Here is a 22,387-nt window from a genome sequence, read left to right on the forward strand (position 1 = left end):
TAATCATGGGTTCACACAAAACAGTGTGGGAGGGGGCTTGCTCCCGATTGCGGTGGATCAGTGAGCACTGTTAGTGCCTGACACACTGCTATCGGGGGCAAGCCCCCTCCCACATTTGCCTGCGGTGTTGCTTAGAGCTTGATCCAGGTCGCCTTCAGCTCGGTGTACTTGTCGAACGCATGCAGCGACTTGTCGCGACCATTACCCGACTGCTTGAAGCCGCCAAACGGTGCGGTCATGTCGCCGCCGTCGTATTGGTTGACCCACACGCTGCCGGCACGCAGGGCCTTGGCGGTGAGGTGCGCCTTGGAAATGTCCGACGTCCACACCGCAGCGGCGAGGCCGTATTGGGTGTCGTTGGCGATCTTGATCGCTTCCTCGGCGCCGTCAAAGGTGATCACCGACAGCACTGGGCCGAAGATTTCTTCCTGGGCGATTCTCATGGCGTTGGTTACACCGTCGAAAATCGTCGGCTCGACGTAGGTGCCGCCCGTCTCTTCCAGGATGCGCTTGCCACCCGCCACCAACTTGGCGCCGTCAGTGTGGCCGGCTTCGATGTACGACAGCACGGTGTTCATCTGCTGGGTGTCCACCAGGGCACCGACGTTGGTCGCGGGGTCCAGCGGGTTGCCGGGTTTCCAGCCCTTGAGGGCCTCTATCACCAGCGGCAGGAAGGTGTCCTTGATCGAACGTTCCACCAGCAGGCGCGAACCGGCAGTGCAGACTTCACCCTGGTTGAAGGCGATGGCGCTGGCAGCGGATTCGGCGGCGGCTTGCAGGTTCGGAGCATCGGCAAAAACGATGTTCGGGCTCTTGCCGCCGGCCTCCAGCCAGACGCGCTTCATGTTCGACTCACCGGAGCGAATCAACAGTTGCTTGGCGATCTTGGTCGAACCGGTGAACACCAGTGTGTCGACGTCCATGTGCAGCGCCAGCGCATTGCCGACGGTGTGGCCGTAGCCCGGCAGCACGTTGAACACGCCTTTCGGAATACCGGCTTCAACGGCCAGGGCCGCGATGCGGATGGCGGTGAGCGGGGATTTTTCGGACGGTTTGAGGATCACCGAGTTACCGGTGGACAGCGCCGGGCCGAGTTTCCAGCAGGCCATCATCAGCGGGAAGTTCCACGGCACGATGGCACCCACCACGCCGACCGGCTCGCGGGTCACCAGACCCAACTGATCGTGCGGGGTGGCTGCGACTTCGTCGTAGATCTTGTCGATTGCCTCGCCGCTCCAGCTCAGGGCATTTGCCGCGCCGGGTACGTCAATGTTCAGGGAGTCACTGATCGGCTTGCCCATGTCCAGGGTTTCGAGCAGCGCCAGTTCTTCGGCATTGGCCTTGAGCAGCGCGGCGAAACGGATCATGGTGGCTTTGCGTTTGGCCGGCGCCAGGCGCGACCAGACACCGGAATTGAAGGTGGCGCGGGCGTTTTCTACGGCGCGCTGGGCATCGGCGGCGTCACAACTGGCAACACTGGTCAGCAGGCGGCCATCGACCGGGCTGATGCATTCGAAGGTGTCACCGGAAACAGCGGCGGTGTATTCGCCATTGATGTAGGCGCGGCCTTCGATCTTCAGATCCTTGGCGCGTTGTTCCCAGTCGGCACGGGTCAGGGTGGTCATGCGAGTGTCCTCCTCTTATTGAATACAAGGGCCAGGCGATGTCCCCCGGCAGCCTCAAAGAATGCTTGCCCGCCAGCCAGCTGTTCGGCTCAAAGGCAGCTGCCACCCTAAACCAGCGGCCAGGGATGTTTCAATATATTTGACATAACCGCGGTAAACGCCCTTGCGATGTTCATTTTAATAAACATAGACTTTGGGCTCTCCAACCGCAGGCCAGACGGGACACGCACATGAGCATCCAGGACATCGTCGATTTCAGCCAGGCCAACACCGCCCCAGACCGCTACCGCCCTGCCGCGGAAAAAATCCTCAAGGGCGATCCCGAACAAACGGTGTACAACCATTACAACAGCCCGTGCGGCCAGATGAACGCCGGGGTCTGGGAAGGAGAGGTCGGGCAGTGGCAGGTCAACTACAGCGAGCATGAGTATTGCGAGATCGTGCAGGGCGTCTCTGTATTGCGCGACGCCGAGGGCAATGCGAAGACCTTGCGTGCCGGCGACCGCTTCGTGATCCCCGCCGGCTTCAGCGGCACCTGGGAAGTGCTGGAGCCGTGCCGCAAGATCTATGTGGTGTTCGAGCAGAAGGCCTGATCAACAAACGCCAGGCAAAAAAAAGCCCGTATCGTGAGATACGGGCTTTTTCACAAGGAGGAAAATCAATTACTTGATTTTGCCTTCTTTGTAGATCACGTGCTTGCGAACGCGCGGGTCGAACATTTTCTTTTCGAGCTTGTCCGGGGTAGTACGCTTGTTCTTGTCGGTAGTGTAGAAGTGACCAGTACCGGCGCTAGAGATCATTCGAATCAATTCACGCATGATAGAGCTCCTTAGATCTTGCCAGCGGCGCGGATTTCGGCCAGCACGACAGTGATGCCACGCTTGTCGATAATACGCATGCCTTTGGCAGATACACGCAGGCGAACAAAACGTTTCTCTTCTTCAACCCAGAAGCGGTGATGCTGCAGGTTCGGCAGGAAACGACGACGGGTTTTGTTATTTGCGTGGGAAATGTTATTCCCAGTCACCGGACCCTTACCGGTAACTTGACAGACTCTCGACATGCCTCAGCCCTCTAAAACCACATGCCCAACCCGGCATGGGTTGGCCGCTTAATCTCTCAGTCATTTGGCGCCAGGCGCCGCGTTTCTTTAGGGTCTTACCGGCTACACCTACAAGCGAAGGAACCGGGCCCCTAGAAAAGAGCGCTGCTTTATACCAGAAAGACCCATGTGCAACAACAGCCCGTGTATTTTTACCGGCGTAAATCTCGGCGACAGACGCCCGAACCGTTGCCAGGAGGGGCCGCTGTAACAGCCGACCGCTCGTCGCACAGAATGATTTACAGCGCTCGCGCGCGCAGTAAAGCGCACAGCGAAACGCGCTGGGGTGCCATCAAAACAGCATTTGAGGCAAAAGCACAGGCAAAAATGGGCTAGTCATTTATCAACCAGACCACTACGGTAGGGCTTTTCCAGACTGCACTCGCAGATGGGCCTTCGATCTGCAAAGGAAACCGAACATGCGCCTCGCTGCCCTACCGCTATTGCTAGCCCCTCTATTTATCGCGCCGCTGGCCTCTGCCGCCAGCACCTTGAGCGTCTGCACCGAGGCCAGCCCCGAAGGGTTCGATGTGGTGCAATACAACTCGCTGACCACCACCAACGCCTCGGCCGATGTGCTGATGAATCGCCTGGTGGACTACGACGCAGCCAGCGGCAAACTGGTACCCAGCCTGGCGGACAGCTGGGACGTCTCGCCGGATGGCCTGACCTATACCTTCAAGCTGCACCCGGACGTGAAATTCCATCGCACCGAGTATTTCACCCCAAGCCGCACCCTGACCGCCGAAGACGTGCGCTTCAGCTTCGAACGCATGCTCGACCCGGCCAATCCGTGGCACAAGATCGCCCAGAGCGGCTTCCCCCACGCCCAGTCCCTGCAATTGCCAACGCTGGTCAAGAAGATCGATGCCCTCGACCCGCTGACCGTGCGCTTTACCCTCGATCACGCCGACTCCACCTTCCTCGCGGCCCTGAGCATGGGCTTTGCCTCGATCTATCCGGCGGAATACGCCGACAAACTGCTCAAGGCCGGCACGCCGGAGAAGCTCAACAGCCAGCCGATCGGCACCGGGCCGTTCATCTTCAGCCGTTTCCAGAAAGATGCCGTGGTGCGCTACAAGGCCAACCCGGACTATTTCGCCGGCAAACCGGCTGTGGATAACTTGATCTTCGCAATTACTCCGGACGCCAACGTACGCCTGCAGAAACTGCACCGCAACGAATGCCAGATCGCCCTGTCGCCCAAGCCCCTGGATGTGGGCGAGGCCGAAAAGGACCCCGCACTCAAGGTAGAAAAAACCGCAGCGTTCATGACCGCGTTCGTGGCCATCAACAGCCAGCACCCGCCCCTGGACAAGCCCGAGGTGCGCCAGGCCATCAACCTGGCCTTCGACAAGGGCAGCTACCTCAAGGCGGTGTTTGAAGGCACCGCCGAAGCCGCCAACGGCCCGTACCCGCCCAATACCTGGAGCTACGCCAAAGACTTGCCGGGTTATCCACAGGACCTCGCCAAGGCCAAGGCCTTGCTGGACCGTGCCGGCCTCAAGGACGGCTTCAAGACCACCCTCTGGACGCGCCCCACCGGCAGCCTGCTGAACCCTAACCCGAACCTCGGCGCGCAACTGCTGCAGGCGGACCTGGCCAAGGTGGGCATCCAGGCCGAGATCCGCGTGATCGAATGGGGCGAGCTGATTCGCCGCGCCAAAGCGGGTGAACACGACCTGCTGTTCATGGGCTGGGCCGGTGACAACGGCGACCCGGATAACTTCCTGACCCCACAGTTTTCCTGCGCGGCGGTTAAATCCGGCACCAACTTCGCCCGCTACTGTGATCCGGCGCTGGACAAGCTGATCAGCGCCGGCAAGACCACCAGCGAACAAGGTGTACGCAGCAAGCTGTACCAGCAGGCCCAGGCGCAGATCCAGCAACAGGCGCTGTGGTTGCCGCTGGCGCACCCGACGGCGTTCGCCCTGGCGCGCAAGAACGTCGAGGGCTACCAGGTGAGCCCCTTCGGGCGCCAGGATTTCTCGAAGGTCAGCGTCAAGCCCTGAGAACCAGGCCCGCCCCCAGGGGGCGGGCTTACATCCACCCATATTCCGCCATCGACAACGGATCACCGTCCCCCACGATGACGTGATCCAGTACCCGCACATCCACCACTTCCAAGGCCTTTTGCAGCAGCTTGGTCAATTTTCGATCAGCCGCGCTGGGCTCCACGCTCCCGGAAGGATGGTTGTGACACAGAATCAACGCCGCTGCGTTATAGGCCAGGGCGCGCTTGACCACTTGCCGCGGGTAGACCACGGCAGCGTCGATGGTCCCCTCGGACAACACTTCGAACCCCAGCACCCGATGCTTTGAATCGAGAAACAGACAGCCGAAAACTTCATGGGGCTCATGGCGCAACAGCGACTTGAGGTAATTGCGCACGGCCACCGGGCTTTCCAGCACCGAATCGCTGCGCAGGCGCTCGGCCATATGGCGCCGGGACATTTCCAGTACCGCCTGCAACTGCGCAAACTTCGCCGGCCCCAAGCCCAACTGCTGGCTGAACACCGCCTGGCTGGCTTCCAGCAGCGGGCGCAAACCGCCAAATTGCGCCAGCAGATGGCGCGCCAGGTCCACCGCGCTCCTGCCGGTTACGCCGGTGCGCAGGAAGATCGCCAGCAATTCAGCATCGGACAGACTCGCAGCACCCCACTCCAAAAGCTTCTCTCGCGGCCGCTCTGCCGCCGGCCAATCACGAATACTCATTCCACCTCCCTGTGCATGTGCGCCGCTGTTGCGGGGCGGGCGCTGTGTTATCGTAGGCCCTCTTTTTTGCGTGCGATTTCACCTGGGGAGGGGGCATCGCAGGCGTCACTGAACTGGCTTCACTGAACTGGAAAGGCAAACCAATGCAGCGTCTGTATCGGAAACGCATCGTTCTCGGCGTCGGCGGCGGCATTGCCGCCTACAAGAGCGCAGAGCTGGTCCGCAGGCTTCTCGACCAGGGCGCCGAAGTGCGCGTGGTCATGACCCGCGGCGGCAGTGAGTTCATTACTCCGCTGACCATGCAGGCCCTGTCCGGACACCCGGTTCACCTGGACCTGCTGGACCCGGCAGCCGAAGCCGCCATGGGTCATATCGAACTGGCCAAATGGGCCGACCTGGTACTGATCGCCCCTGCCACCGCCGACCTGATCGCGCGCCTGGCGCAAGGCATCGCCGATGACCTGCTGACCACCCTGGTACTGGCCACCGACGCCACCGTCGCCATCGCCCCGGCCATGAACCAGGCCATGTGGCGCGACCCGGCGACCCAGGCCAACACCCAGCTCCTGCAAAGCCGTGGCCTCAAGGTGTTCGGCCCGGCCTCCGGCAGCCAGGCCTGCGGCGATGTCGGCATGGGCCGCATGCTCGAGGCCACCGACCTGGGATTGTGCGCCGCCGAATGCTTCCAGCACCTGGCCCTGACCGGCCGGCACGTGCTGATTACGGCAGGCCCGACCCAGGAAAACATCGACCCGGTACGCTACATCACCAACCATAGCTCAGGAAAAATGGGCTTTGCCTTGGCGGAAGCCGCGGTCGAGGCAGGCGCACGCGTTACCCTGATCACCGGTCCGGTGCACTTGCCGACTCCCGATCGCGTCACGCGAATCGACGTAGTCAGCGCCCGGGACATGCTGGCCGCCTGTGAGGCCGCCATTCCCTGTGACCTGTTTATCGCTTCGGCAGCGGTTGCAGACTACCGCCCGGAAGTCGTCGCCCCGCAAAAGCTCAAGAAAGACCCTACGAGCGGCGACGGCCTGCTCCTGCAAATGGTGCGCAACCCGGACATCCTGGCCACCATTGCCACGCGTCCGGACCGCCCGTTCAGTGTCGGCTTTGCCGCCGAGACCGAGCACCTGCTCGACTACGCCGCACGCAAACTGAAAGACAAAAACCTCGACCTGATCGTTGCCAATGATGTCGCCAACCCGAGCATCGGCTTCAACAGCGAGGAAAACGCCTGCAGCGTGATCGACCGCGAGCTGCACGCCACTCTTTTCGCCCAGACCAGCAAAGGCAAGATTGCCCGCCAACTGATCTCTTTTATCGCCCAACGGCTGAACCAGGTTTAATTTCCATGCACGCTTTGCAAGCCAAGATCCTCGACCCCCGCATCGGCACCGAATTCCCGCTGCCGGCCTACGCCACCCCAGGTTCCGCCGGCCTGGACCTGCGCGCCATGCTCAAGCAAGACACCGTCCTTGAGCCGGGCCAGACCGTCCTGATTCCCACCGGCCTGTCGATCTACGTCGGCGACCCGGGCCTGGCTGCGCTGATCCTGCCGCGCTCCGGCCTGGGCCACAAACACGGTATCGTGCTGGGTAACCTGGTAGGCCTGATCGACTCGGACTACCAAGGCGAGTTGATGGTGTCGTGCTGGAATCGTGGCCAGACGGCGTTCAACATCGCTGTCGGCGAGCGCATTGCCCAGCTTGTACTGGTGCCGGTGGTGCAGGCGCACTTCGAACTGGTGCAGGATTTTGACGAAACCCAACGCGGCGCAGGTGGCTTTGGGCATTCCGGCAGTCACTGACTACGCTGAACCTGGCCGGGCACCTTTGCCCGGCTCGATGCCCCCGCAAGGCTTTTCAGGATGAAGAATGCGCGGACTTTATCAGCGAGATTTCCCATTTGAAATCAATGCATTACGCAGAAATAAAGACAGGGGCCAAGCTCCGATGGCACTTTTGCACCACGAACTCTCTGCCGAAAACACCGTCATACCCTTCAGTTTGAGCCTGCCGGTCAGCCACATTAAGGCCAGCCTTGCCCCCTTGAGATGGAGTTTCCCCCCGCGATGAGTACCGCAGCCCGAGTAGCCCCGACATTCCCCGACAGCATCTTTCGCGCCTATGACATTCGTGGCGTAGTCCCCAAGACCCTGACCGCCGAAACCGCCTACTGGATTGGCCGCGCCATTGGTTCCCAGAGCCTGGCCCAGGACGAGCCGAACGTCTCGGTCGGTCGTGACGGTCGCCTGTCCGGTCCGGAACTGGTGGAACAACTGATCCAGGGCCTGGCCGACAGCGGCTGCCATGTCAGCGATGTGGGCCTGGTGCCCACTCCCGCGCTGTACTACGCCGCCAATGTACTGGCCGGCAAATCCGGGGTAATGCTGACCGGCAGCCATAACCCGTCGGACTACAACGGCTTCAAGATCGTCATCGCCGGCGACACCCTGGCCAACGAACAGATCCAGGCCCTGCACACCCGCCTGAAGACCAACGACCTGACCAGCGGCAAAGGCAGCATCACCAAAGTTGACATCCTGCAGCGCTACTCTGATGAAATCACCGGCGACGTCAAACTCGCACGCCGCCTCAAAGTGGTGGTGGACTGCGGCAACGGCGCGGCCGGCGTAATCGCCCCGCAGCTGCTCGAAGCCCTGAACTGCGAAGTGATCCCGCTGTTCTGCGAGGTCGATGGCAACTTCCCCAACCACCACCCGGACCCAGGCAAACCGGAAAACCTGGTGGACCTGATCGCCAAGGTCAAGGAAACCGGTGCTGACGTCGGGCTGGCCTTTGACGGCGACGGCGACCGCGTAGGCGTGGTGACCGAAACCGGCGAGATCGTATTCCCGGACCGCCTGCTGATGCTGTTCGCCCGCGATGTGGTGGCGCGCAACCCGGGTGCCGAGATCATTTTCGACGTGAAGTGCACCCGCCGCCTCACCCCGTTGATCAAGGAATATGGCGGCCGTCCGCTAATGTGGAAGACCGGTCACTCGTTGATCAAAAAGAAAATGAAGGAAACCGGCGCACTGTTGGCCGGCGAAATGAGCGGCCACGTGTTCTTCAAGGAGCGCTGGTTCGGGTTTGACGACGGCATTTACAGCGCCGCCCGTCTGCTGGAGATCCTCAGCAAGGAAAAATCCACCGCCGAAGAGCTGTTTCAGACCTTCCCGAATGATATTTCTACGCCAGAGATCAATATCCATGTGACCGAGGAGAGCAAATTCAGCATCATTGACGCACTGCACGATGCGCAATGGGGCGAAGGCGCCCACCTGACCACCATTGATGGTGTGCGAGTCGATTACGCCAAGGGCTGGGGCCTGGTTCGCGCATCCAACACCACACCGGTGCTGGTGCTGCGTTTCGAGGCGGATACCGAGGCTGAGTTGCAGCGCATCAAGGACGTGTTCCACGCCCAGTTGAAACGTGTTGCCCCTGATCTCCAATTACCGTTCTGATTTTTACCGGAGCCCTGAATGACCCTCGAACGCGAAGCCGCTGCCAACACCGCCAAGGTCCTGTCCGAAGCGTTGCCTTACATTCGACGCTACGTCGGCAAGACGCTGGTGATCAAGTACGGCGGCAATGCCATGGAAAGCGACGAGCTGAAAACCGGCTTTGCCCGCGACATCGTGTTGATGAAAGCCGTGGGGATCAACCCCGTGGTGGTCCACGGCGGCGGCCCGCAGATCGGCGACCTGCTCAAGCGCTTGTCGATCGAGAGTCACTTCATCGATGGCATGCGCGTCACTGACGCGCAGACCATGGACGTGGTGGAGATGGTCCTCGGCGGCCAGGTGAACAAAGACATCGTCAACCTGATCAACCGCCACGGCGGCAGCGCCATTGGCCTGACCGGCAAGGACGCCGAGCTGATCCGCGCGAAAAAACTGACCGTTACCCGTCAGACGCCGGAAATGACCCAGCCGGAAATCATCGATATCGGCCAGGTAGGCGAAGTGATCGGCATCAACACCGACCTGCTGAACCTGCTGGTCAAGGGCGACTTCATCCCGGTGATCGCGCCGATCGGCGTGGGTGCCAACGGTGAGTCCTACAACATCAACGCCGACCTGGTGGCGGGTAAGGTGGCCGAAGCATTGAAGGCTGAAAAGCTGATGCTGCTGACCAACATTGCCGGCCTGATGGACAAGGAAGGCAAGGTGCTGACCGGTTTGACCACTCAACAAGTGGACGAACTGATCGCCGACGGCACCATCTACGGCGGCATGCTGCCGAAGATCCGTTGCGCGCTGGAAGCGGTGCAAGGCGGCGTCGGCAGCTCGCTGATCCTGGATGGCCGGGTGCCGAATGCAATCCTGCTGGAAATCTTCACCGATACGGGTGTGGGCACGCTGATCAGTAATCGCAAGCGCCCTTAAAACGCTGAAAACAAAAAGCCCCGCTCAACCTGGTTGAGCGGGGCTTTTTTATGGTTCGGCGATTACTGAACGCCGAACTGCTCGCGATACGCCTTAACTGCCGGCAAGTGCTGCTTGAGCTGCGGATCGTCTTCCAGGAACTGCAACACCTGGTTCAGCGACACGATGCTGACCACTGGAATACCGAAATCACGCTCCACTTCCTGGATCGCCGACAACTCACCGTTGCCACGCTCCTGGCGGTTCAGCGCGATCAGCACACCGGCGGCCTTGGCGCCGTCCTGGGACGCGATGATCTGCATCACCTCACGGATAGCCGTACCGGCCGTGATCACGTCATCGATGATCAATACATCGCCGGTAAGCGGCGCGCCCACCAGGCTGCCGCCTTCGCCATGGGCCTTGGCTTCCTTGCGGTTGAAGCACCATGGCAGATCGCGCCCATGATGTTCCGCCAGGGCCACGGCCGTTGCAGCCGCCAGGGGGATGCCCTTGTAGGCCGGGCCAAACAGCACGTCGAAGGAAATACCGCTTTCAACGATGGCTGCCGCGTAGAAACGCCCCAGCTGAGCCAGGGCCGAACCCGAGTTGAACAAGCCGGCATTGAAGAAATACGGGCTGGTGCGCCCGGACTTGAGGGTGAACTCACCGAAGCGCAAAACCCCGCGATCGATGGCAAAACGAATGAAATCGCGTTGATACGCCTGCATGAAAAAAGCCTCAGATACCACGGATTTAGCTAATTAGGTAGACGGCGTGTATCATACACGCACGCGATTTTTGGGGCCATTTATGCGGATCATCAGTGTGAACGTTAATGGTATTCAGGCTGCAGTCGAGCGTGGTTTGCTCAGTTGGCTGCAAGCTCAGAATGCCGACGTCATCTGCCTGCAGGACACCCGCGCCTCCGCCTTTGAACTGGACGACCCAGCCTTCCAACTGGATGGCTACTTCCTTTATGCCTGCGATGCCGAAGTGCCCACCCAAGGTGGCGTGGCTTTGTACTCGCGGTTGCAACCCAAGGCGGTCATCAGCGGCCTCGGCTTCGAGACAGCCGACCGCTACGGGCGCTACCTGCAAGCCGATTTCGACAAGGTCAGCATCGCGACCTTGCTGCTTCCTTCGGGGCAGAACGGCGATGAAGACTTGAACCAGAAGTTCAAGCTAATGGACGATTTCGCCCGTTACCTGGATAAACAGCGACGCAAACGTCGCGAGTACATTTACTGTGGCTCGCTGTACGTGGCGCAACAGAAGCTGGATATCAAGAACTGGCGTGACAGCCAGCAATCCCCGGGCTTCCTGGCGCCGGAACGGGCCTGGATGGACGAGATTGTCGGCAACATGGGCTATGTGGATGCGCTGCGCGAAGTCAGCCGCGAAGGCGACCAGTACAGCTGGTGGCCAGACAATGAACAGGCTGAGATGCTCAACCTGGGCTGGCGCTTCGACTACCAGTTGCTGACCCCGGGTCTGCGCCGGTTCGTGCGCAGTGCACGCCTGCCGCGCCAGCCGCGCTTCTCGCAGCACGCGCCGCTGATCGTGGACTACGACTGGACACTGACCATCTAGGGTCTTTATCCAGGCACAAAAAAACCGACATCGCTGTCGGTTTTTTTGTGGGTGTTGATTATTTGACCAGGCGCCAGGTCAAGGGATAGCGATAGGCGATCCCTTTGTTGGCTTTGATTGCGCCGATGATCGTCAGCACCACGCTTGCGATGACCAAGGCCGTCATCAGGAAAAACCCAATGACCGCGAAGGCCAGCACGATGCAAATGATCCAGGCGATGGCTACGGTGATCTGGAAATTCAGTGCCTCCTTGCCCTGGTCGTCAATGAACGGATCCACTTCTTTTTTCATCTGCCACAGGATCAGCGGCCCCACGACGCTGCCGAAGGGGAATACAAACCCCAGGAACGCAGCAAGATGGCACAACATTGCCCCCTGACGCACCTCGTAGGAAGGCGTAGGCACCGGCATTTGGCTGTCATTCATGGCGCTTCTCCTTGAGGCGTACTCAGTCAGCCAGTGCGGCGTTCTGCAGTTCGAAGATCTCAGTCATGCCTTTCTGGGCCAGGGCCAGCATGGCGTTCAGCTCGGCCGGCTGGAATGGCGCACCTTCGGCGGTGCCCTGCACTTCGATGAAACCACCGGTGCTGGTCATCACTACGTTCAGATCGGTCTCGGCAGCCGAGTCTTCCAGGTAATCCAGGTCCAGCACCGGCTCGCCCTGGTACATGCCCACCGATACGGCGGCGATCATCTGCTTCAGTGGGTCGCCGCCTTTCAGGCCGCCGCGCTTCTTGATGACTTTAAGCGCATCGACCAGCGCCACCATGGCGCCGGTGATGGACGCGGTGCGCGTACCGCCATCGGCCTGGATCACGTCGCAGTCGACGTAGAGGGTCACGTCGCCCAGCTTGGTCATATCCAGGGCCGCGCGCAGGGAGCGCCCGATCAGGCGCTGGATTTCCAGGGTACGGCCGCCTTGCTTGCCACGGCTGGCTTCACGCTGGTTACGCTCGCCGGTGGCGCGTGGCAGCATGCCATATTCGGCGGTCAGCCAACCCTGGCCCTGGCCCTTGAGGAAGCGCGGCACGCCATTTTCAACGCTGACGGTGCAGATAACCTTGGTATCGCCAAACTCGACCAGTACGGATCCCTCGGCGTGTTTGGTGTAGTTGCGGGTGATGCGGATCGAGCGGAGCTGATCGGCAACGCGACCACTTGGACGTTTCATAGGGGGTACCTGTACTGAGGACGAAAAACTGCCGAGCATTATAGAGCCGCGAGCCGATTCGGGGCACTGCTAAAAATCTGGTTACGAATGCCCAGGGTTTGGGCGCGCCCGCCCCACTGCGCTACAATCCCGCGCCTTCGCAGCCTGTCGGCTTCAATTTACCCATCAGCCCGCTTTCGCGGGACTGCATCGCGAGGTACCTCCATGGTGCACAGCATGACCGCCTTTGCCCGCGTCGAAAAAGCCGGCGCCCAAGGCACCCTGAGCTGGGAACTGCGCTCGGTCAACAGCCGCTACCTGGAGCCGCACCTGCGCCTGCCGGAATCCTTCCGCGACCTCGAAGGCGCCGTGCGTGAGGCACTGCGCCAGGGCATCTCCCGCGGCAAGCTGGAATGCACCCTGCGTTTTACCGAAGAAACCACCGGCAAGCCGCTGCAGGTAGACCGCGAGCGCGCTGCGCAACTGGTCGCCGCGGCCGAAACCGTCGCCGGCCTGATCAAGCAGCCCGCCGCACTGAACCCTCTGGAAGTGTTGGCCTGGCCCGGCGTGCTGGTGGCCGACGCCTCCGATCCGCAAGCCCTCAATGCCGAAGCCCTCGCCCTGTTCACCCAGGGATTGAAGGAACTCAAGGCTGGCCGCGAGCGTGAAGGCGCCGAACTGGCCCGACTGATCAACGAGCGCCTGACGTCGATCGAAGCAGACGTGGTCACCTTGCGCGAGCTGGTACCGCAGATGCTCGCCACCCAACGCCAGAAGGTCCTCGACCGCTTCACCGACATGAAGGCCGACCTCGACCCCGTGCGCCTGGAGCAGGAAATGGTGCTGCTCGCGCAGAAGAGCGATGTCGCCGAAGAACTGGATCGCCTGAGCACCCACATCCTCGAAGTGCGCCGCGTGCTCAAGTCCGGCGGCGCCGCTGGTCGGCGCCTGGACTTCCTGATGCAGGAACTCAACCGCGAAGCCAATACACTGGGCTCCAAGGCTTTCGATCCGCGCAGCACCACGGCGGCGGTCAACCTCAAGGTGTTGATCGAGCAGATGCGCGAACAAGTACAGAATATTGAGTAAGGCACCCTCCATGACCCATAGCACCGGCACCCTTTACATCATTTCCGCGCCCTCGGGCGCAGGCAAGAGCAGCCTGGTCAAGGCCCTGACCGACGCTGACGAGCAGATTCGCATCTCGGTCTCCCACACCACCCGTGCCATGCGCCCGGGCGAGGTGAACGGCGTGCACTATCACTTCGTCGAGCGCACCGAGTTCGTCAAGATGATCGAGCATGGCGACTTCCTCGAGCGCGCCGAGGTGTTCGGCAACCTCTACGGCACCTCGCAGAGCCACCTGCAGCAGACCCTGGACGAAGGCCACGACCTGATCCTGGAAATCGACTGGCAGGGCGCCGAGCAAGTACGCAAGCTGATGCCTCAGGCACGCTCGATCTTCATCCTGCCGCCGTCGCTCGAAGCCTTGCACCAGCGCCTGACGAACCGCGGCCAGGACAGCGACGAAATCATCGAAGGCCGCATGCGTGAGGCCGTCAGCGAAATGAGCCACTACGTCGACTACGACTACCTGATCATCAACGACGATTTTTCCCACGCACTGGATGACCTGAAGGCGATTTTCCGCACCAATCAGCTCCAGCAAAAGCGTCAACAGCAGCGTTTCGGTAAATTACTCGCCGAACTGCTCGGCTGATTGGCTCTTCCCAAAACCGCTGCAAGGGCTTTACATTGGCGCTTGCAGCGGCTTTGCGAGGACCTGCGAAAAATCAGCGCTTCCCTAAACGCTGGTGATTTTTTAAACTGCTCAGTCCGCTCGCCCAACCGGGCAGCGCGCATCTTGCATTCGCTCCGAGGAATACCATGGCCCGCGTAACCGTTGAAGACTGCCTAGAACACGTGGATAACCGCTTTGAGCTGGTCATGCTCTCTACCAAGCGTGCCCGTCAACTGGCCACTGGCGGCAAAGAGCCTCTAGTCCAGTGGGAAAACGACAAGCCTACCGTTGTAGCCCTGCGTGAAATCGCTGAAGGCCTGATGAGCTACGAGTTCATCGCCAACGCTGAAATCGTTGAAGACGAACCGCTGTTTGCAGCGTTCGAGGACGAGTCCAACGAGGCCGTCTAAGCCTATGCCTGGTCGACGTAGCACGGCGCGGGGTCACAGCCTTCGGCAGGAGTTCACACTTTGCCGAGCATAGACGCCCTCGCCGATCGCTTATCGGCCTACCTCGGCCCCGACCAGGTCAACCTGGTCCGCCGAGCGTATTTCTACGCCGAACAAGCCCACGACGGCCAACGCCGCCGAAGCGGTGAGGCGTATGTCACCCATCCCCTTGCGGTGGCAAATATCCTGGCCGACATGCACATGGACCATCAGAGCCTGATGGCCGCGATGCTGCATGACGTGATCGAAGACACCGGCATTGCCAAGGAAGCGCTCAGTGCGCAATTTGGCGAAACCGTGGCCGAACTGGTCGACGGGGTCAGCAAACTGACCCAGATGAACTTCGAGACCAAGGCCGAAGCCCAGGCGGAAAACTTCCAGAAAATGGCCATGGCCATGGCCCGGGACATCCGGGTGATCCTGGTCAAGCTGGCCGACCGGCTGCACAACATGCGCACGCTGGAAGTGCTGTCCGGCGAAAAACGCCGGCGCATCGCCAAGGAAACCCTGGAAATCTACGCGCCCATCGCCAACCGGCTGGGCATGCACGCCATTCGTATCGAGTTCGAAGACCTCGGCTTCAAGGCCATGCACCCGATGCGTTCGGCGCGCATCTACCAGGCCGTCAAGCGCGCCCGGGGCAACCGCAAGGAAATCGTCAACAAGATCGAAGAATCCCTGAGCCATTGCCTGGCGATCGACGAGATCGAGGGTGAGGTCAGCGGCCGGCAGAAGCACATCTACGGCATCTACAAGAAGATGCGCGGCAAGCGCCGGGCGTTCAACGAGATCATGGACGTGTACGCGTTCCGCATCATCGTGGACAAGGTCGATACCTGCTACCGCGTGCTGGGCGCTGTACATAATCTGTACAAACCCCTGCCGGGGCGCTTCAAGGACTACATCGCCATTCCCAAGGCCAACGGCTATCAATCGCTGCATACCACGCTGTTCGGTATGCACGGGGTGCCGATCGAGATCCAGATCCGCACCCGGGAAATGGAAGAGATGGCCAACAACGGCATCGCCGCCCATTGGCTGTACAAATCCAGCGGCGACGAGCAGCCCAAAGGCACCCATGCCCGCGCCCGCCAATGGGTCAAGGGCGTGCTGGAAATGCAGCAACGTGCCGGCAACTCCCTGGAATTCATCGAAAGCGTGAAGATCGACCTGTTCCCGGACGAGGTCTACGTGTTCACGCCCAAAGGCCGGATCATGGAGCTGCCCAAAGGCTCCACTGCGGTCGACTTTGCCTACGCGGTACACACCGACGTCGGCAACAGCTGCATTGCCTGCCGGATCAACCGGCGCCTGGCCCCGCTGTCGGAACCGCTGCAAAGCGGCTCCACTGTGGAGATCGTCAGCGCACCGGGTGCGCGCCCGAACCCGGCGTGGCTGAACTTCGTGGTTACCGGCAAGGCGCGCACACACATCCGCCACGCACTGAAACTGCAGCGCCGCTCCGAGTCCATCAGCCTGGGCGAGCGCCTGCTGAACAAAGTGCTCAACGGTTTCGACAGCGCCTTGGACAAGATTGCCCAGGAGCGCGTGCAAGCGATGCTCCACGAGTATCGCCAGGAAACCATCGAGGACCTGCTGGAAGATATCGGCCTGGGCAACCGCATGGCCTACGTGGTCGCCCGCCGCCTGCTGGGTGAAGGCGAACAACTGCCAAGCCCGGAAGGCCCGCTGGCGATTCGCGGCACCGAGGGCCTGGTGCTCAGCTATGCCAAATGCTGCACGCCGATCCCTGGCGACCCGATTGTCGGCCACCTGTCGGCCGGCAAGGGCATGGTCGTTCACCTCGACAACTGCCGCAACATCACCGAGATCCGCCACAACCCGGAAAAATGCATTCAGCTCTCGTGGGCCAAGGATGTCACCGGCGAATTCAACGTCGAACTGCGCGTGGAGCTGGAACACCAGCGCGGCCTGATCGCCCTGCTGGCCAGCAGCGTCAACGCGGCCGACGGCAATATCGAGAAAATCAGCATGGACGAGCGCGATGGTCGCATCAGCGTGGTCCAGCTGGTGGTCAGCGTGCATGACCGCGTGCATCTGGCCCGCGTGATCAAGAAACTGCGCGCCTTGACCGGTGTGATCCGCATCACCCGCATGCGTGCGTAGCCCATCCATTACAAGGAGTCATTCATGACCAAGACCGTTATCACCAGCGACAAGGCCCCAGCCGCCATCGGTACTTACTCCCAGGCCATCAAGGCGGGCAACACCGTCTACATGTCCGGCCAGATTCCGCTGGACCCAAAGACCATGGAACTGGTGGAAGGCTTCGAAGCCCAGACCGTACAGGTCTTCGAAAACCTCAAGTCCGTGGCCGAAGCTGCCGGCGGCTCGTTCAAGGACATCGTCAAGCTGAACATCTTCCTCACCGACCTGAGCCACTTCGCCAAGGTCAACGAGATCATGGGCAAGTACTTCGAACAACCGTACCCAGCCCGTGCCGCCATTGGTGTGGCCGCCCTGCCAAAGGGCGCGCAGGTTGAGATGGACGCAATTCTGGTCATCGAGTAAAACACCCGGCGCAGCCTCCACAGGCTGCGCCGACTTCGTTTTAAAAGGATTTCATGATGCGCAAAGCGCTTGTAGCCTCTTCGTTGCTCGCCCTGTTGCTCGGCGGCTGCGCCAGCAACCCTGCCAACCAGGATGTGAGCGGCACCTGGATCAACCAGGTCGCCATCGATGCGGCAGCCAAGGGCGGCCCTTTGCGTGAAGCGCTGCAAAGCTATGGCCCGAACCTCGAGTGGGAGGTCAACCCCAAGGCTTCGCAGGCACGTTACTACAACGGTTTTGAAGTCGCCGAAGGCAAGTTGCTCGGCGAACAGTCCGGTGCCTGGAGCGTCGACTTCTACGGCAGCTCCGCCACTGAACTCAAGCGCAAAGGCAGGCAACTGCTGCAAGTGGCCAACGACAACGAGCCCGAGCAGCTCTTTGCCCGCGCCAAGGAACCTGCACCGGACGGTGCGCCGCTGGGTGCCAACTTCGAACGCGCCCTGTACGCAGCCTATATGGGCGGCGACTGGAAGATCACCGACGGCTTCGGCAACGGTGCCACCGTCCAGTTCCAGCCTGACGGCAAGGTCGCCGGTCTGCCCAATGTTGATCGGTACTCTCTGTGCCTGGCCGGTGACTGTGCCTCCATGAGCGGCGGCTACGACAGCATGTGGCTGCAGCTCAACGGCGTGGGCAACCCGTGGATCTTCATGCGCAAAGGCAAGCAGCTGGAGATCTTCCAGGCGATCAACACCGCACAGGCGGACGAAGTGCCCCAGTTCACTCCCGGGCCGCGTCAATGGCTGCTTGAAAAGCAATAGCAGTCATCACCCACATTTTTAACCGCATTTCAGCCTTTAAGAATGGCTGCGTACCCTTCGCGGTAGCTCGCATACGTGGGCGTCCACCCCAGCGCCTTTATCCGGGCATTGCTGCATTGCTTGCTGCCCGCACGCCGCACACTCGCGTCCTCGGACCACTCAGTGACGCCCAGGTAGTCACGCAGCCAGGCCACCACCTCGGCCAAGGGCGCCGGTGCGTCATCGACGCCGATATAGACCTTATCCAGCGAACCGCCCTGCTCCAAGTGGCGGAGCAAAAATGCCAGCAAGCCCGCCGCATCATCGGCGTGTATACGGTTGCCATATAAAGGTGGATCAAGCGCTACACGGTACCCCTGGCGCACCTGGGTCAGCAGCCATTCGCGACCAGGACCGTAAATGCCGGTCAACCGCACGACGCTCGCAGGAATGCCACTGTTAAGTGCCACCTGCTCGGCCTCCAGCATGACTTGCCCGGAATAACCCTTGGCCTGGGTTTCGGAGGTTTCGTCGACCCACTCGCCATTCTGCTGCCCGTATACGCTGCTGCTGGATACAAACAGCAGATGCTTGGGCTCCTGGCCATAATCCTTCAGCCACTCCAGCACGTGCTGCAGACCTTGCACGTAAGCGGCGCGATAACCGGCCTCATCGTGGTCGGTGGCGGCGGCGCAGTACACCAGGTAATCCACCCCGCCGATCGGCCAGGTGTCAGGGCAATCCTTGTTGAACAGGTCGCCGGCAATGCCGATCACCCCCTCGGGCAGGCGCGAAATATCGCGCCGCAGGCCATGAACCTCCCATTCCGAGGCCAGCAATTGGCTAGCCAGCCGACTACCCACATCGCCACATCCGGCAATCACAACAGAAGGCACAGACATCATAAAACTCCGTTCTTAAAGGTCTAGATTAGCCCTCGCAGCAGACCGGCGGCCAGAAAAAGGGCAAATAAAGTTACTGTATTACTTCTGTTAACAAGAATTACTTGCAATAATAACCGCCCATTTGTCCTCGACCCCTTTTGGGTCTGGAAGGACGATCACTCATTTTCTTCTCTCAGGTCCGGCCAGCATGACACGTAATACAACCCCCGCTTCGCCAACCACGCTTCACAGCCCATCCCGCGCCTGGCGTGCGATTGCTGCGATGCTGTTCAGCGTACTGCTGGCGCCGACCGCCGCATTCGCTGATGCCACCGCCCCGGCTACCCCGGCCGCCGCCGAGCACAATGCTGCGGCTCCAACCGCACCCGCTGCTGCCCCCGCGGCCACCGACCCGGCCCAGGCTGCATCCCCAGCCGCCGCCGACGAAACCGGTGTCGTGCTGGAAGAAGACAACACCCTGGGCATGGCCCACGACCTGTCGCCATGGGGCATGTACCAGAATGCTGACGTGGTGGTGAAAGCCGTGATGATCGGCCTGGCCATCGCGTCGATCATTACCTGGACCATCTGGATCGCCAAAGGCTTCGAGCTGCTGGGTGCCAAGCGCCGTCTGCGCACTGAAATCGTCCACCTGAAGAAAGCCACCACCCTCAAGGAAGCCAGCGAAAGCGCGACCAAGAAAGGCACCCTGGCAAACACCCTGGTGCACGACGCACTGGAAGAAATGCGCCTGTCGGCCAACACCCGTGAAAAAGAAGGCATCAAGGAGCGCGTGGCGTTCCGCCTGGAACGCCTGGTTGCAGCCTGCGGCCGTAACATGAGCAGCGGCACCGGCGTGCTGGCGACCATCGGCTCCACCGCGCCGTTCGTCGGCCTGTTCGGTACCGTCTGGGGCATCATGAACAGCTTCATCGGCATCGCCAAAACCCAGACCACCAACCTCGCCGTCGTCGCCCCCGGCATCGCCGAAGCCCTGCTGGCAACCGCCCTGGGCCTGGTCGCCGCGATTCCTGCGGTAGTGATCTACAACGTCTTCGCCCGTTCGATTGCCGGCTACAAGGCCCAGGTATCGGATGCGTCGGCAGAAGTCCTGCTGCTGGTCAGCCGCGACCTCGATCACCTGCCTACCGAGCGCAGCTCGCAACCGCACATGGTGAAAGTGGGGTAATCGGCCATGGGCCTGCATTTGAATCAAGGCGACGACGAACTCGTCGAGAACCACGAAATCAACGTCACGCCGTTTATCGACGTGATGCTCGTGCTGCTGATCATCTTCATGGTGGCCGCTCCATTGGCCACCGTGGACATCAAGGTTGACCTGCCCGCCTCCAGCGCCAAGCCTGCGCCGCGGCCGGAGAAACCGATCTTCCTCAGCGTCAAGGCGGACCAACGCCTGTTCCTGGGCGAAGAAGAAGTCAAGGCCGAAACCCTGGGGCCGGTGCTCGATGCCAAGACCCAAGGCAAGAAGGACACGACGATCTTCTTCCAGGCCGACAAAGGCGTGGACTACGGCGACCTGATGAGCGTGATGGATGCCCTGCGGGCAGCCGGCTACCTCAAGGTAGGCCTGGTCGGACTTGAGACGGCAGCCAAGAAATGATCACGACGCGCCACAAACTGACGCGTTATGGCACCAGCCTCGCCGTCGTGCTGGGCGTGCATGCCGTCGCGATTGCCATCGCGCTCCACTGGTCAGCGCCGCGCACGGTGCAGTTGCCGCCAGCGGCCATGGTCATCGACCTGGCCCCGATGCCTGCACCGCCGCCGCCGGCGCCGCCGAAAGTGGTAACGCCGCCGCAACCGCCTGCACCGGTGGAAGAGCTGCCCCTGCCGAAACTGGCCGAGGCGCCCAAGCCAACGATCCAGGTGCCCAAGCCGGTCAAGCCCAAGCCTAAACCGCAGCCGCCCAAGCCGGTGGAGAAAAAGATCGAGCCGCCCAAGGAGAAACCCTCCGAGGACCCGCCGAGCGACGCTCCGCCCACCAAGGCACCGGCTGAAAAATCGGCCCAGCCCGTACCTGGCCCGTCGCCGCAACAGATCGCCGCCAAAGCGTCCTGGGAAGGCACCCTGCTGGCACACTTGCAGAAGTACAAGAAGTACCCGCCAGGTGCCCAGGCCCGTGGCAAGGAAGGCCTGAACCGCCTGAAGTTCGTGGTGGATGGCGACGGTAACGTGCTGTCCTACGAGTTGGTGGGGCGTTCCGGCAACGCCGACCTGGACCGCGCCACCCTGGACATGATCCGTCGTGCCCAGCCGCTGCCCAAGCCGCCGGCCGACATGCTCAAGGGCGGCAGCATCGAGATCGTTGCACCGTTCGTGTACAACATCGAAAAACGTCGTCGCTGAAAATGATGGTGGCGAGGGACACCCCTCGCCACTCTCAGCAAAATCCCGCGCATTCCCCGCTCAATCCCCAGCAAAGTTCTGATAACGTGCGTCTATCGATTGCAGCCGGTATGCTTGGCCCGCAACCTCATGGACGCCCGCTATGACTCTTACAGAATTACGCTACATCGTTACCCTCGCCCAAGAGCAGCACTTTGGCCACGCGGCCGAACGCTGCCACGTCAGCCAGCCGACGCTGTCGGTGGGCGTGAAAAAGCTTGAAGACGAACTCGGTGTGCTGATTTTCGAGCGCAGCAAAAGCGCCGTGCGCCTCACCCCAGTGGGCGAAGGCATCGTTGCCCAGGCCCAGAAGGTGCTGGAACAGGCGCAAAGCATTCGTGAACTGGCCCAGGCCGGTAAGAACCAGCTGACTGCACCGCTGAAAGTCGGCGCCATCTATACCGTCGGCCCGTACCTGTTCCCGCACCTGATCCCGCAACTGCACCGCGTCGCGCCGCAGATGCCGCTGTATATCGAAGAAAACTTCACCCACGTGCTGCGCGACAAACTGCGCAACGGCGAGCTGGACGCGATCATCATCGCCCTGCCGTTCAACGAAGCGGATGTGTTGACCCTGCCGCTCTACGACGAGCCGTTCTACGTGCTGATGCCCGCCTCCCATCCGTGGACGCAAAAAGACACCATCGACGCCGGCCTGCTCAACGACAAGAGCCTGCTGTTGCTCGGCGAAGGCCACTGCTTCCGCGACCAGGTGCTGGAAGCCTGCCCGACCCTGACCAAAGGCAACGACGGCGCCAAGCACACCACCGTGGAATCCAGCTCCCTGGAAACCATCCGGCATATGGTCGCTTCCGGCCTGGGTATCTCGATCCTGCCGCTGTCGGCAGTGGACAGCCATCACTACGCCCCCGGCGTGATCGAAGTGCGTCCACTGACGCCGCCGGTGCCGTTCCGTACCGTGGCGATTGCCTGGCGCGCCAGCTTCCCACGGCCCAAAGCCATTGAGATCCTCGCCGACTCGATCCGCCTGTGTTCGGTGGCCAAGCCGCCTGCTGCGAGCTAAGTAAACGT

Annotated in this window: 24 protein-coding genes and 1 pseudogene; 17 read left to right on the plus strand and 8 right to left on the minus strand. The window is 61.2% G+C overall.

Annotation, left to right across the window (positions count from 1 at the left end; translation table 11 throughout):
* Positions 1-131: 131 nt before the first annotated feature.
* Positions 132-1,625: an aldehyde dehydrogenase gene (locus BLQ09_RS06215; RefSeq protein WP_027608295.1), complete on the minus strand. Its 1,494-nt coding sequence runs from the start codon at positions 1,623-1,625 to the stop codon at positions 132-134.
* Positions 1,626-1,855: 230 nt separating this feature from the next.
* Between BLQ09_RS06215 and BLQ09_RS06220 the strand changes: the two genes are divergently transcribed.
* A complete protein-coding gene (locus BLQ09_RS06220; RefSeq protein WP_027608294.1) occupies positions 1,856-2,218 on the plus strand; it encodes a cupin domain-containing protein in 363 nt (120 codons plus the stop codon).
* 69 nt (positions 2,219-2,287) lie between these two features.
* On the opposite strand, the gene rpmG is transcribed toward BLQ09_RS06220, so the two are convergent.
* Together rpmG and rpmB are read right to left on the minus strand one after the other, a co-directional pair.
* A complete protein-coding gene (rpmG, locus tag BLQ09_RS06225) occupies positions 2,288-2,443 on the minus strand; it encodes a 50S ribosomal protein L33 (RefSeq protein WP_003176906.1) in 156 nt (51 codons plus the stop codon).
* An 11-nt stretch (positions 2,444-2,454) separates the two neighbouring features.
* Positions 2,455-2,688: a 50S ribosomal protein L28 gene (rpmB, locus tag BLQ09_RS06230; RefSeq protein WP_003176907.1), complete on the minus strand. Its 234-nt coding sequence runs from the start codon at positions 2,686-2,688 to the stop codon at positions 2,455-2,457.
* 458 nt (positions 2,689-3,146) lie between these two features.
* Here rpmB and BLQ09_RS06235 point away from each other — a divergent pair, with 458 nt between their 5' ends.
* Complete coding sequence (locus tag BLQ09_RS06235; RefSeq protein WP_092355854.1) at positions 3,147-4,739, plus strand: ABC transporter substrate-binding protein; 1,593 nt, start codon at positions 3,147-3,149, stop codon at positions 4,737-4,739.
* A gap of 28 nt (positions 4,740-4,767) precedes the next feature.
* Here BLQ09_RS06235 and radC read toward each other — a convergent pair whose 3' ends face one another.
* Positions 4,768-5,442 carry a RadC family protein gene (gene radC / locus BLQ09_RS06240; protein ID WP_027608292.1) on the minus strand — a complete coding sequence of 225 codons (675 nt, stop codon included), beginning with the start codon at positions 5,440-5,442 and terminating at the stop codon, positions 4,768-4,770.
* A 143-nt stretch (positions 5,443-5,585) separates the two neighbouring features.
* On the opposite strand from radC, the gene coaBC reads away from it, so the two are divergent.
* From coaBC to argB, 4 genes and pseudogenes are all read left to right on the plus strand, one after another.
* Positions 5,586-6,794 (plus strand): bifunctional phosphopantothenoylcysteine decarboxylase/phosphopantothenate--cysteine ligase CoaBC, encoded by a 1,209-nt coding sequence (coaBC, locus tag BLQ09_RS06245; protein ID WP_092355857.1) that lies wholly within the window; start codon positions 5,586-5,588, stop codon positions 6,792-6,794.
* A 5-nt stretch (positions 6,795-6,799) separates the two neighbouring features.
* Positions 6,800-7,255: a dUTP diphosphatase gene (gene dut / locus BLQ09_RS06250; protein WP_027608290.1), complete on the plus strand. Its 456-nt coding sequence runs from the start codon at positions 6,800-6,802 to the stop codon at positions 7,253-7,255.
* Positions 7,256-7,495: 240 nt separating this feature from the next.
* Positions 7,496-8,917 (plus strand): annotated as a pseudogene (locus BLQ09_RS06260) (phosphomannomutase/phosphoglucomutase); the annotation flags it as partial.
* 18 nt (positions 8,918-8,935) lie between these two features.
* Positions 8,936-9,841, plus strand: coding sequence for an acetylglutamate kinase (gene argB / locus BLQ09_RS06265; protein WP_015886532.1), 906 nt, complete (start codon positions 8,936-8,938; stop codon positions 9,839-9,841).
* A 62-nt stretch (positions 9,842-9,903) separates the two neighbouring features.
* On the opposite strand, the gene pyrE is transcribed toward argB, so the two are convergent.
* Positions 9,904-10,551 carry an orotate phosphoribosyltransferase gene (pyrE, locus tag BLQ09_RS06270; protein ID WP_027608288.1) on the minus strand — a complete coding sequence of 216 codons (648 nt, stop codon included), beginning with the start codon at positions 10,549-10,551 and terminating at the stop codon, positions 9,904-9,906.
* Between the two features lie 82 nt (positions 10,552-10,633).
* Here pyrE and BLQ09_RS06275 point away from each other — a divergent pair, with 82 nt between their 5' ends.
* Entirely contained in the window at positions 10,634-11,413 is a 780-nt protein-coding gene (locus BLQ09_RS06275; protein ID WP_003195493.1) for an exodeoxyribonuclease III, read from the plus strand.
* Between the two features lie 58 nt (positions 11,414-11,471).
* Here BLQ09_RS06275 and BLQ09_RS06280 read toward each other — a convergent pair whose 3' ends face one another.
* Both BLQ09_RS06280 and rph read right to left on the minus strand, forming a co-directional pair.
* Positions 11,472-11,840 carry a DUF4870 domain-containing protein gene (locus BLQ09_RS06280; protein WP_027608287.1) on the minus strand — a complete coding sequence of 123 codons (369 nt, stop codon included), beginning with the start codon at positions 11,838-11,840 and terminating at the stop codon, positions 11,472-11,474.
* Positions 11,841-11,862: 22 nt separating this feature from the next.
* The gene (gene rph / locus BLQ09_RS06285) at positions 11,863-12,585 is read right to left on the minus strand and encodes a ribonuclease PH (RefSeq protein WP_027608286.1); all 723 of its coding nucleotides are present in this window, start codon (positions 12,583-12,585) and stop codon (positions 11,863-11,865) included.
* Between the two features lie 204 nt (positions 12,586-12,789).
* Here rph and BLQ09_RS06290 point away from each other — a divergent pair, with 204 nt between their 5' ends.
* From BLQ09_RS06290 to BLQ09_RS06315, 6 genes are all read left to right on the plus strand, one after another.
* A complete protein-coding gene (locus BLQ09_RS06290; protein WP_065926714.1) occupies positions 12,790-13,653 on the plus strand; it encodes a YicC/YloC family endoribonuclease in 864 nt (287 codons plus the stop codon).
* Positions 13,654-13,663: 10 nt separating this feature from the next.
* Positions 13,664-14,284 carry a guanylate kinase gene (gmk, locus tag BLQ09_RS06295; RefSeq protein ID WP_092355860.1) on the plus strand — a complete coding sequence of 207 codons (621 nt, stop codon included), beginning with the start codon at positions 13,664-13,666 and terminating at the stop codon, positions 14,282-14,284.
* Positions 14,285-14,451: 167 nt separating this feature from the next.
* Positions 14,452-14,715, plus strand: coding sequence for a DNA-directed RNA polymerase subunit omega (rpoZ, locus tag BLQ09_RS06300; protein WP_003176920.1), 264 nt, complete (start codon positions 14,452-14,454; stop codon positions 14,713-14,715).
* 60 nt (positions 14,716-14,775) lie between these two features.
* The gene (spoT, locus tag BLQ09_RS06305) at positions 14,776-16,881 is read left to right on the plus strand and encodes a bifunctional GTP diphosphokinase/guanosine-3',5'-bis pyrophosphate 3'-pyrophosphohydrolase (protein ID WP_005792489.1); all 2,106 of its coding nucleotides are present in this window, start codon (positions 14,776-14,778) and stop codon (positions 16,879-16,881) included.
* A gap of 24 nt (positions 16,882-16,905) precedes the next feature.
* Complete coding sequence (locus tag BLQ09_RS06310; protein WP_003176922.1) at positions 16,906-17,286, plus strand: RidA family protein; 381 nt, start codon at positions 16,906-16,908, stop codon at positions 17,284-17,286.
* Positions 17,287-17,342: 56 nt separating this feature from the next.
* The gene (locus BLQ09_RS06315) at positions 17,343-18,086 is read left to right on the plus strand and encodes a hypothetical protein (RefSeq protein ID WP_092355863.1); all 744 of its coding nucleotides are present in this window, start codon (positions 17,343-17,345) and stop codon (positions 18,084-18,086) included.
* A 29-nt stretch (positions 18,087-18,115) separates the two neighbouring features.
* Here BLQ09_RS06315 and BLQ09_RS06320 read toward each other — a convergent pair whose 3' ends face one another.
* Entirely contained in the window at positions 18,116-18,967 is an 852-nt protein-coding gene (locus tag BLQ09_RS06320) for an SDR family oxidoreductase (RefSeq protein WP_092355866.1), read from the minus strand.
* A gap of 190 nt (positions 18,968-19,157) precedes the next feature.
* Between BLQ09_RS06320 and exbB the strand changes: the two genes are divergently transcribed.
* The 4 genes from exbB (at position 19,158) to BLQ09_RS06340 (ending at position 22,379) form a co-directional block, all read left to right on the plus strand.
* On the plus strand, positions 19,158-20,138 hold the full coding sequence (gene exbB, locus BLQ09_RS06325) for a tonB-system energizer ExbB (RefSeq protein ID WP_092355869.1): 981 nt from the start codon (positions 19,158-19,160) through the stop codon (positions 20,136-20,138).
* A 6-nt stretch (positions 20,139-20,144) separates the two neighbouring features.
* Positions 20,145-20,570 (plus strand): TonB system transport protein ExbD, encoded by a 426-nt coding sequence (exbD, locus tag BLQ09_RS06330; protein ID WP_003195519.1) that lies wholly within the window; start codon positions 20,145-20,147, stop codon positions 20,568-20,570.
* Complete coding sequence (locus BLQ09_RS06335; RefSeq protein ID WP_027608280.1) at positions 20,567-21,316, plus strand: TonB family protein; 750 nt, start codon at positions 20,567-20,569, stop codon at positions 21,314-21,316. Before exbD ends, BLQ09_RS06335 begins: the two co-directional genes overlap by 4 nt.
* 142 nt (positions 21,317-21,458) lie before the next feature.
* A complete protein-coding gene (locus tag BLQ09_RS06340) occupies positions 21,459-22,379 on the plus strand; it encodes a hydrogen peroxide-inducible genes activator (protein WP_015886540.1) in 921 nt (306 codons plus the stop codon).
* Positions 22,380-22,387: the final 8 nt, after the last annotated feature.

Origin of the sequence: Pseudomonas sp. NFACC25, assembly GCF_900100935.1 — a bacterium.
Lineage (GTDB): Bacteria > Pseudomonadota > Gammaproteobacteria > Pseudomonadales > Pseudomonadaceae > Aquipseudomonas > Aquipseudomonas marginalis.

Bases quoted from the DNA above. Each gene is read 5' to 3' on its own strand.
- BLQ09_RS06280 (WP_027608287.1), bottom strand. From the start codon at position 11,840: ATGAATGACAGCCAAATGCCGGTGCCTACGCCTTCCTACGAGGTGCGT.
- rph (WP_027608286.1), bottom strand. From the start codon at position 12,585: ATGAAACGTCCAAGTGGTCGCGTTGCCGATCAGCTCCGCTCGATCCGC.
- rpmB (WP_003176907.1), bottom strand. From the start codon at position 2,688: ATGTCGAGAGTCTGTCAAGTTACCGGTAAGGGTCCGGTGACTGGGAAT.
- BLQ09_RS06335 (WP_027608280.1), top strand. From the start codon at position 20,567: ATGATCACGACGCGCCACAAACTGACGCGTTATGGCACCAGCCTCGCC.
- BLQ09_RS06235 (WP_092355854.1), top strand. From the start codon at position 3,147: ATGCGCCTCGCTGCCCTACCGCTATTGCTAGCCCCTCTATTTATCGCG.
- BLQ09_RS06315 (WP_092355863.1), top strand. From the start codon at position 17,343: ATGCGCAAAGCGCTTGTAGCCTCTTCGTTGCTCGCCCTGTTGCTCGGC.
- BLQ09_RS06275 (WP_003195493.1), top strand. From the start codon at position 10,634: ATGCGGATCATCAGTGTGAACGTTAATGGTATTCAGGCTGCAGTCGAG.
- BLQ09_RS06220 (WP_027608294.1), top strand. From the start codon at position 1,856: ATGAGCATCCAGGACATCGTCGATTTCAGCCAGGCCAACACCGCCCCA.
- gmk (WP_092355860.1), top strand. From the start codon at position 13,664: ATGACCCATAGCACCGGCACCCTTTACATCATTTCCGCGCCCTCGGGC.
- BLQ09_RS06215 (WP_027608295.1), bottom strand. From the start codon at position 1,625: ATGACCACCCTGACCCGTGCCGACTGGGAACAACGCGCCAAGGATCTG.
- BLQ09_RS06340 (WP_015886540.1), top strand. From the start codon at position 21,459: ATGACTCTTACAGAATTACGCTACATCGTTACCCTCGCCCAAGAGCAG.
- BLQ09_RS06320 (WP_092355866.1), bottom strand. From the start codon at position 18,967: ATGTCTGTGCCTTCTGTTGTGATTGCCGGATGTGGCGATGTGGGTAGT.
- coaBC (WP_092355857.1), top strand. From the start codon at position 5,586: ATGCAGCGTCTGTATCGGAAACGCATCGTTCTCGGCGTCGGCGGCGGC.
- rpoZ (WP_003176920.1), top strand. From the start codon at position 14,452: ATGGCCCGCGTAACCGTTGAAGACTGCCTAGAACACGTGGATAACCGC.
- argB (WP_015886532.1), top strand. From the start codon at position 8,936: ATGACCCTCGAACGCGAAGCCGCTGCCAACACCGCCAAGGTCCTGTCC.
- exbD (WP_003195519.1), top strand. From the start codon at position 20,145: ATGGGCCTGCATTTGAATCAAGGCGACGACGAACTCGTCGAGAACCAC.
- rpmG (WP_003176906.1), bottom strand. From the start codon at position 2,443: ATGCGTGAATTGATTCGAATGATCTCTAGCGCCGGTACTGGTCACTTC.
- exbB (WP_092355869.1), top strand. From the start codon at position 19,158: ATGACACGTAATACAACCCCCGCTTCGCCAACCACGCTTCACAGCCCA.
- BLQ09_RS06310 (WP_003176922.1), top strand. From the start codon at position 16,906: ATGACCAAGACCGTTATCACCAGCGACAAGGCCCCAGCCGCCATCGGT.
- radC (WP_027608292.1), bottom strand. From the start codon at position 5,442: ATGAGTATTCGTGATTGGCCGGCGGCAGAGCGGCCGCGAGAGAAGCTT.
- pyrE (WP_027608288.1), bottom strand. From the start codon at position 10,551: ATGCAGGCGTATCAACGCGATTTCATTCGTTTTGCCATCGATCGCGGG.
- dut (WP_027608290.1), top strand. From the start codon at position 6,800: ATGCACGCTTTGCAAGCCAAGATCCTCGACCCCCGCATCGGCACCGAA.
- BLQ09_RS06290 (WP_065926714.1), top strand. From the start codon at position 12,790: ATGGTGCACAGCATGACCGCCTTTGCCCGCGTCGAAAAAGCCGGCGCC.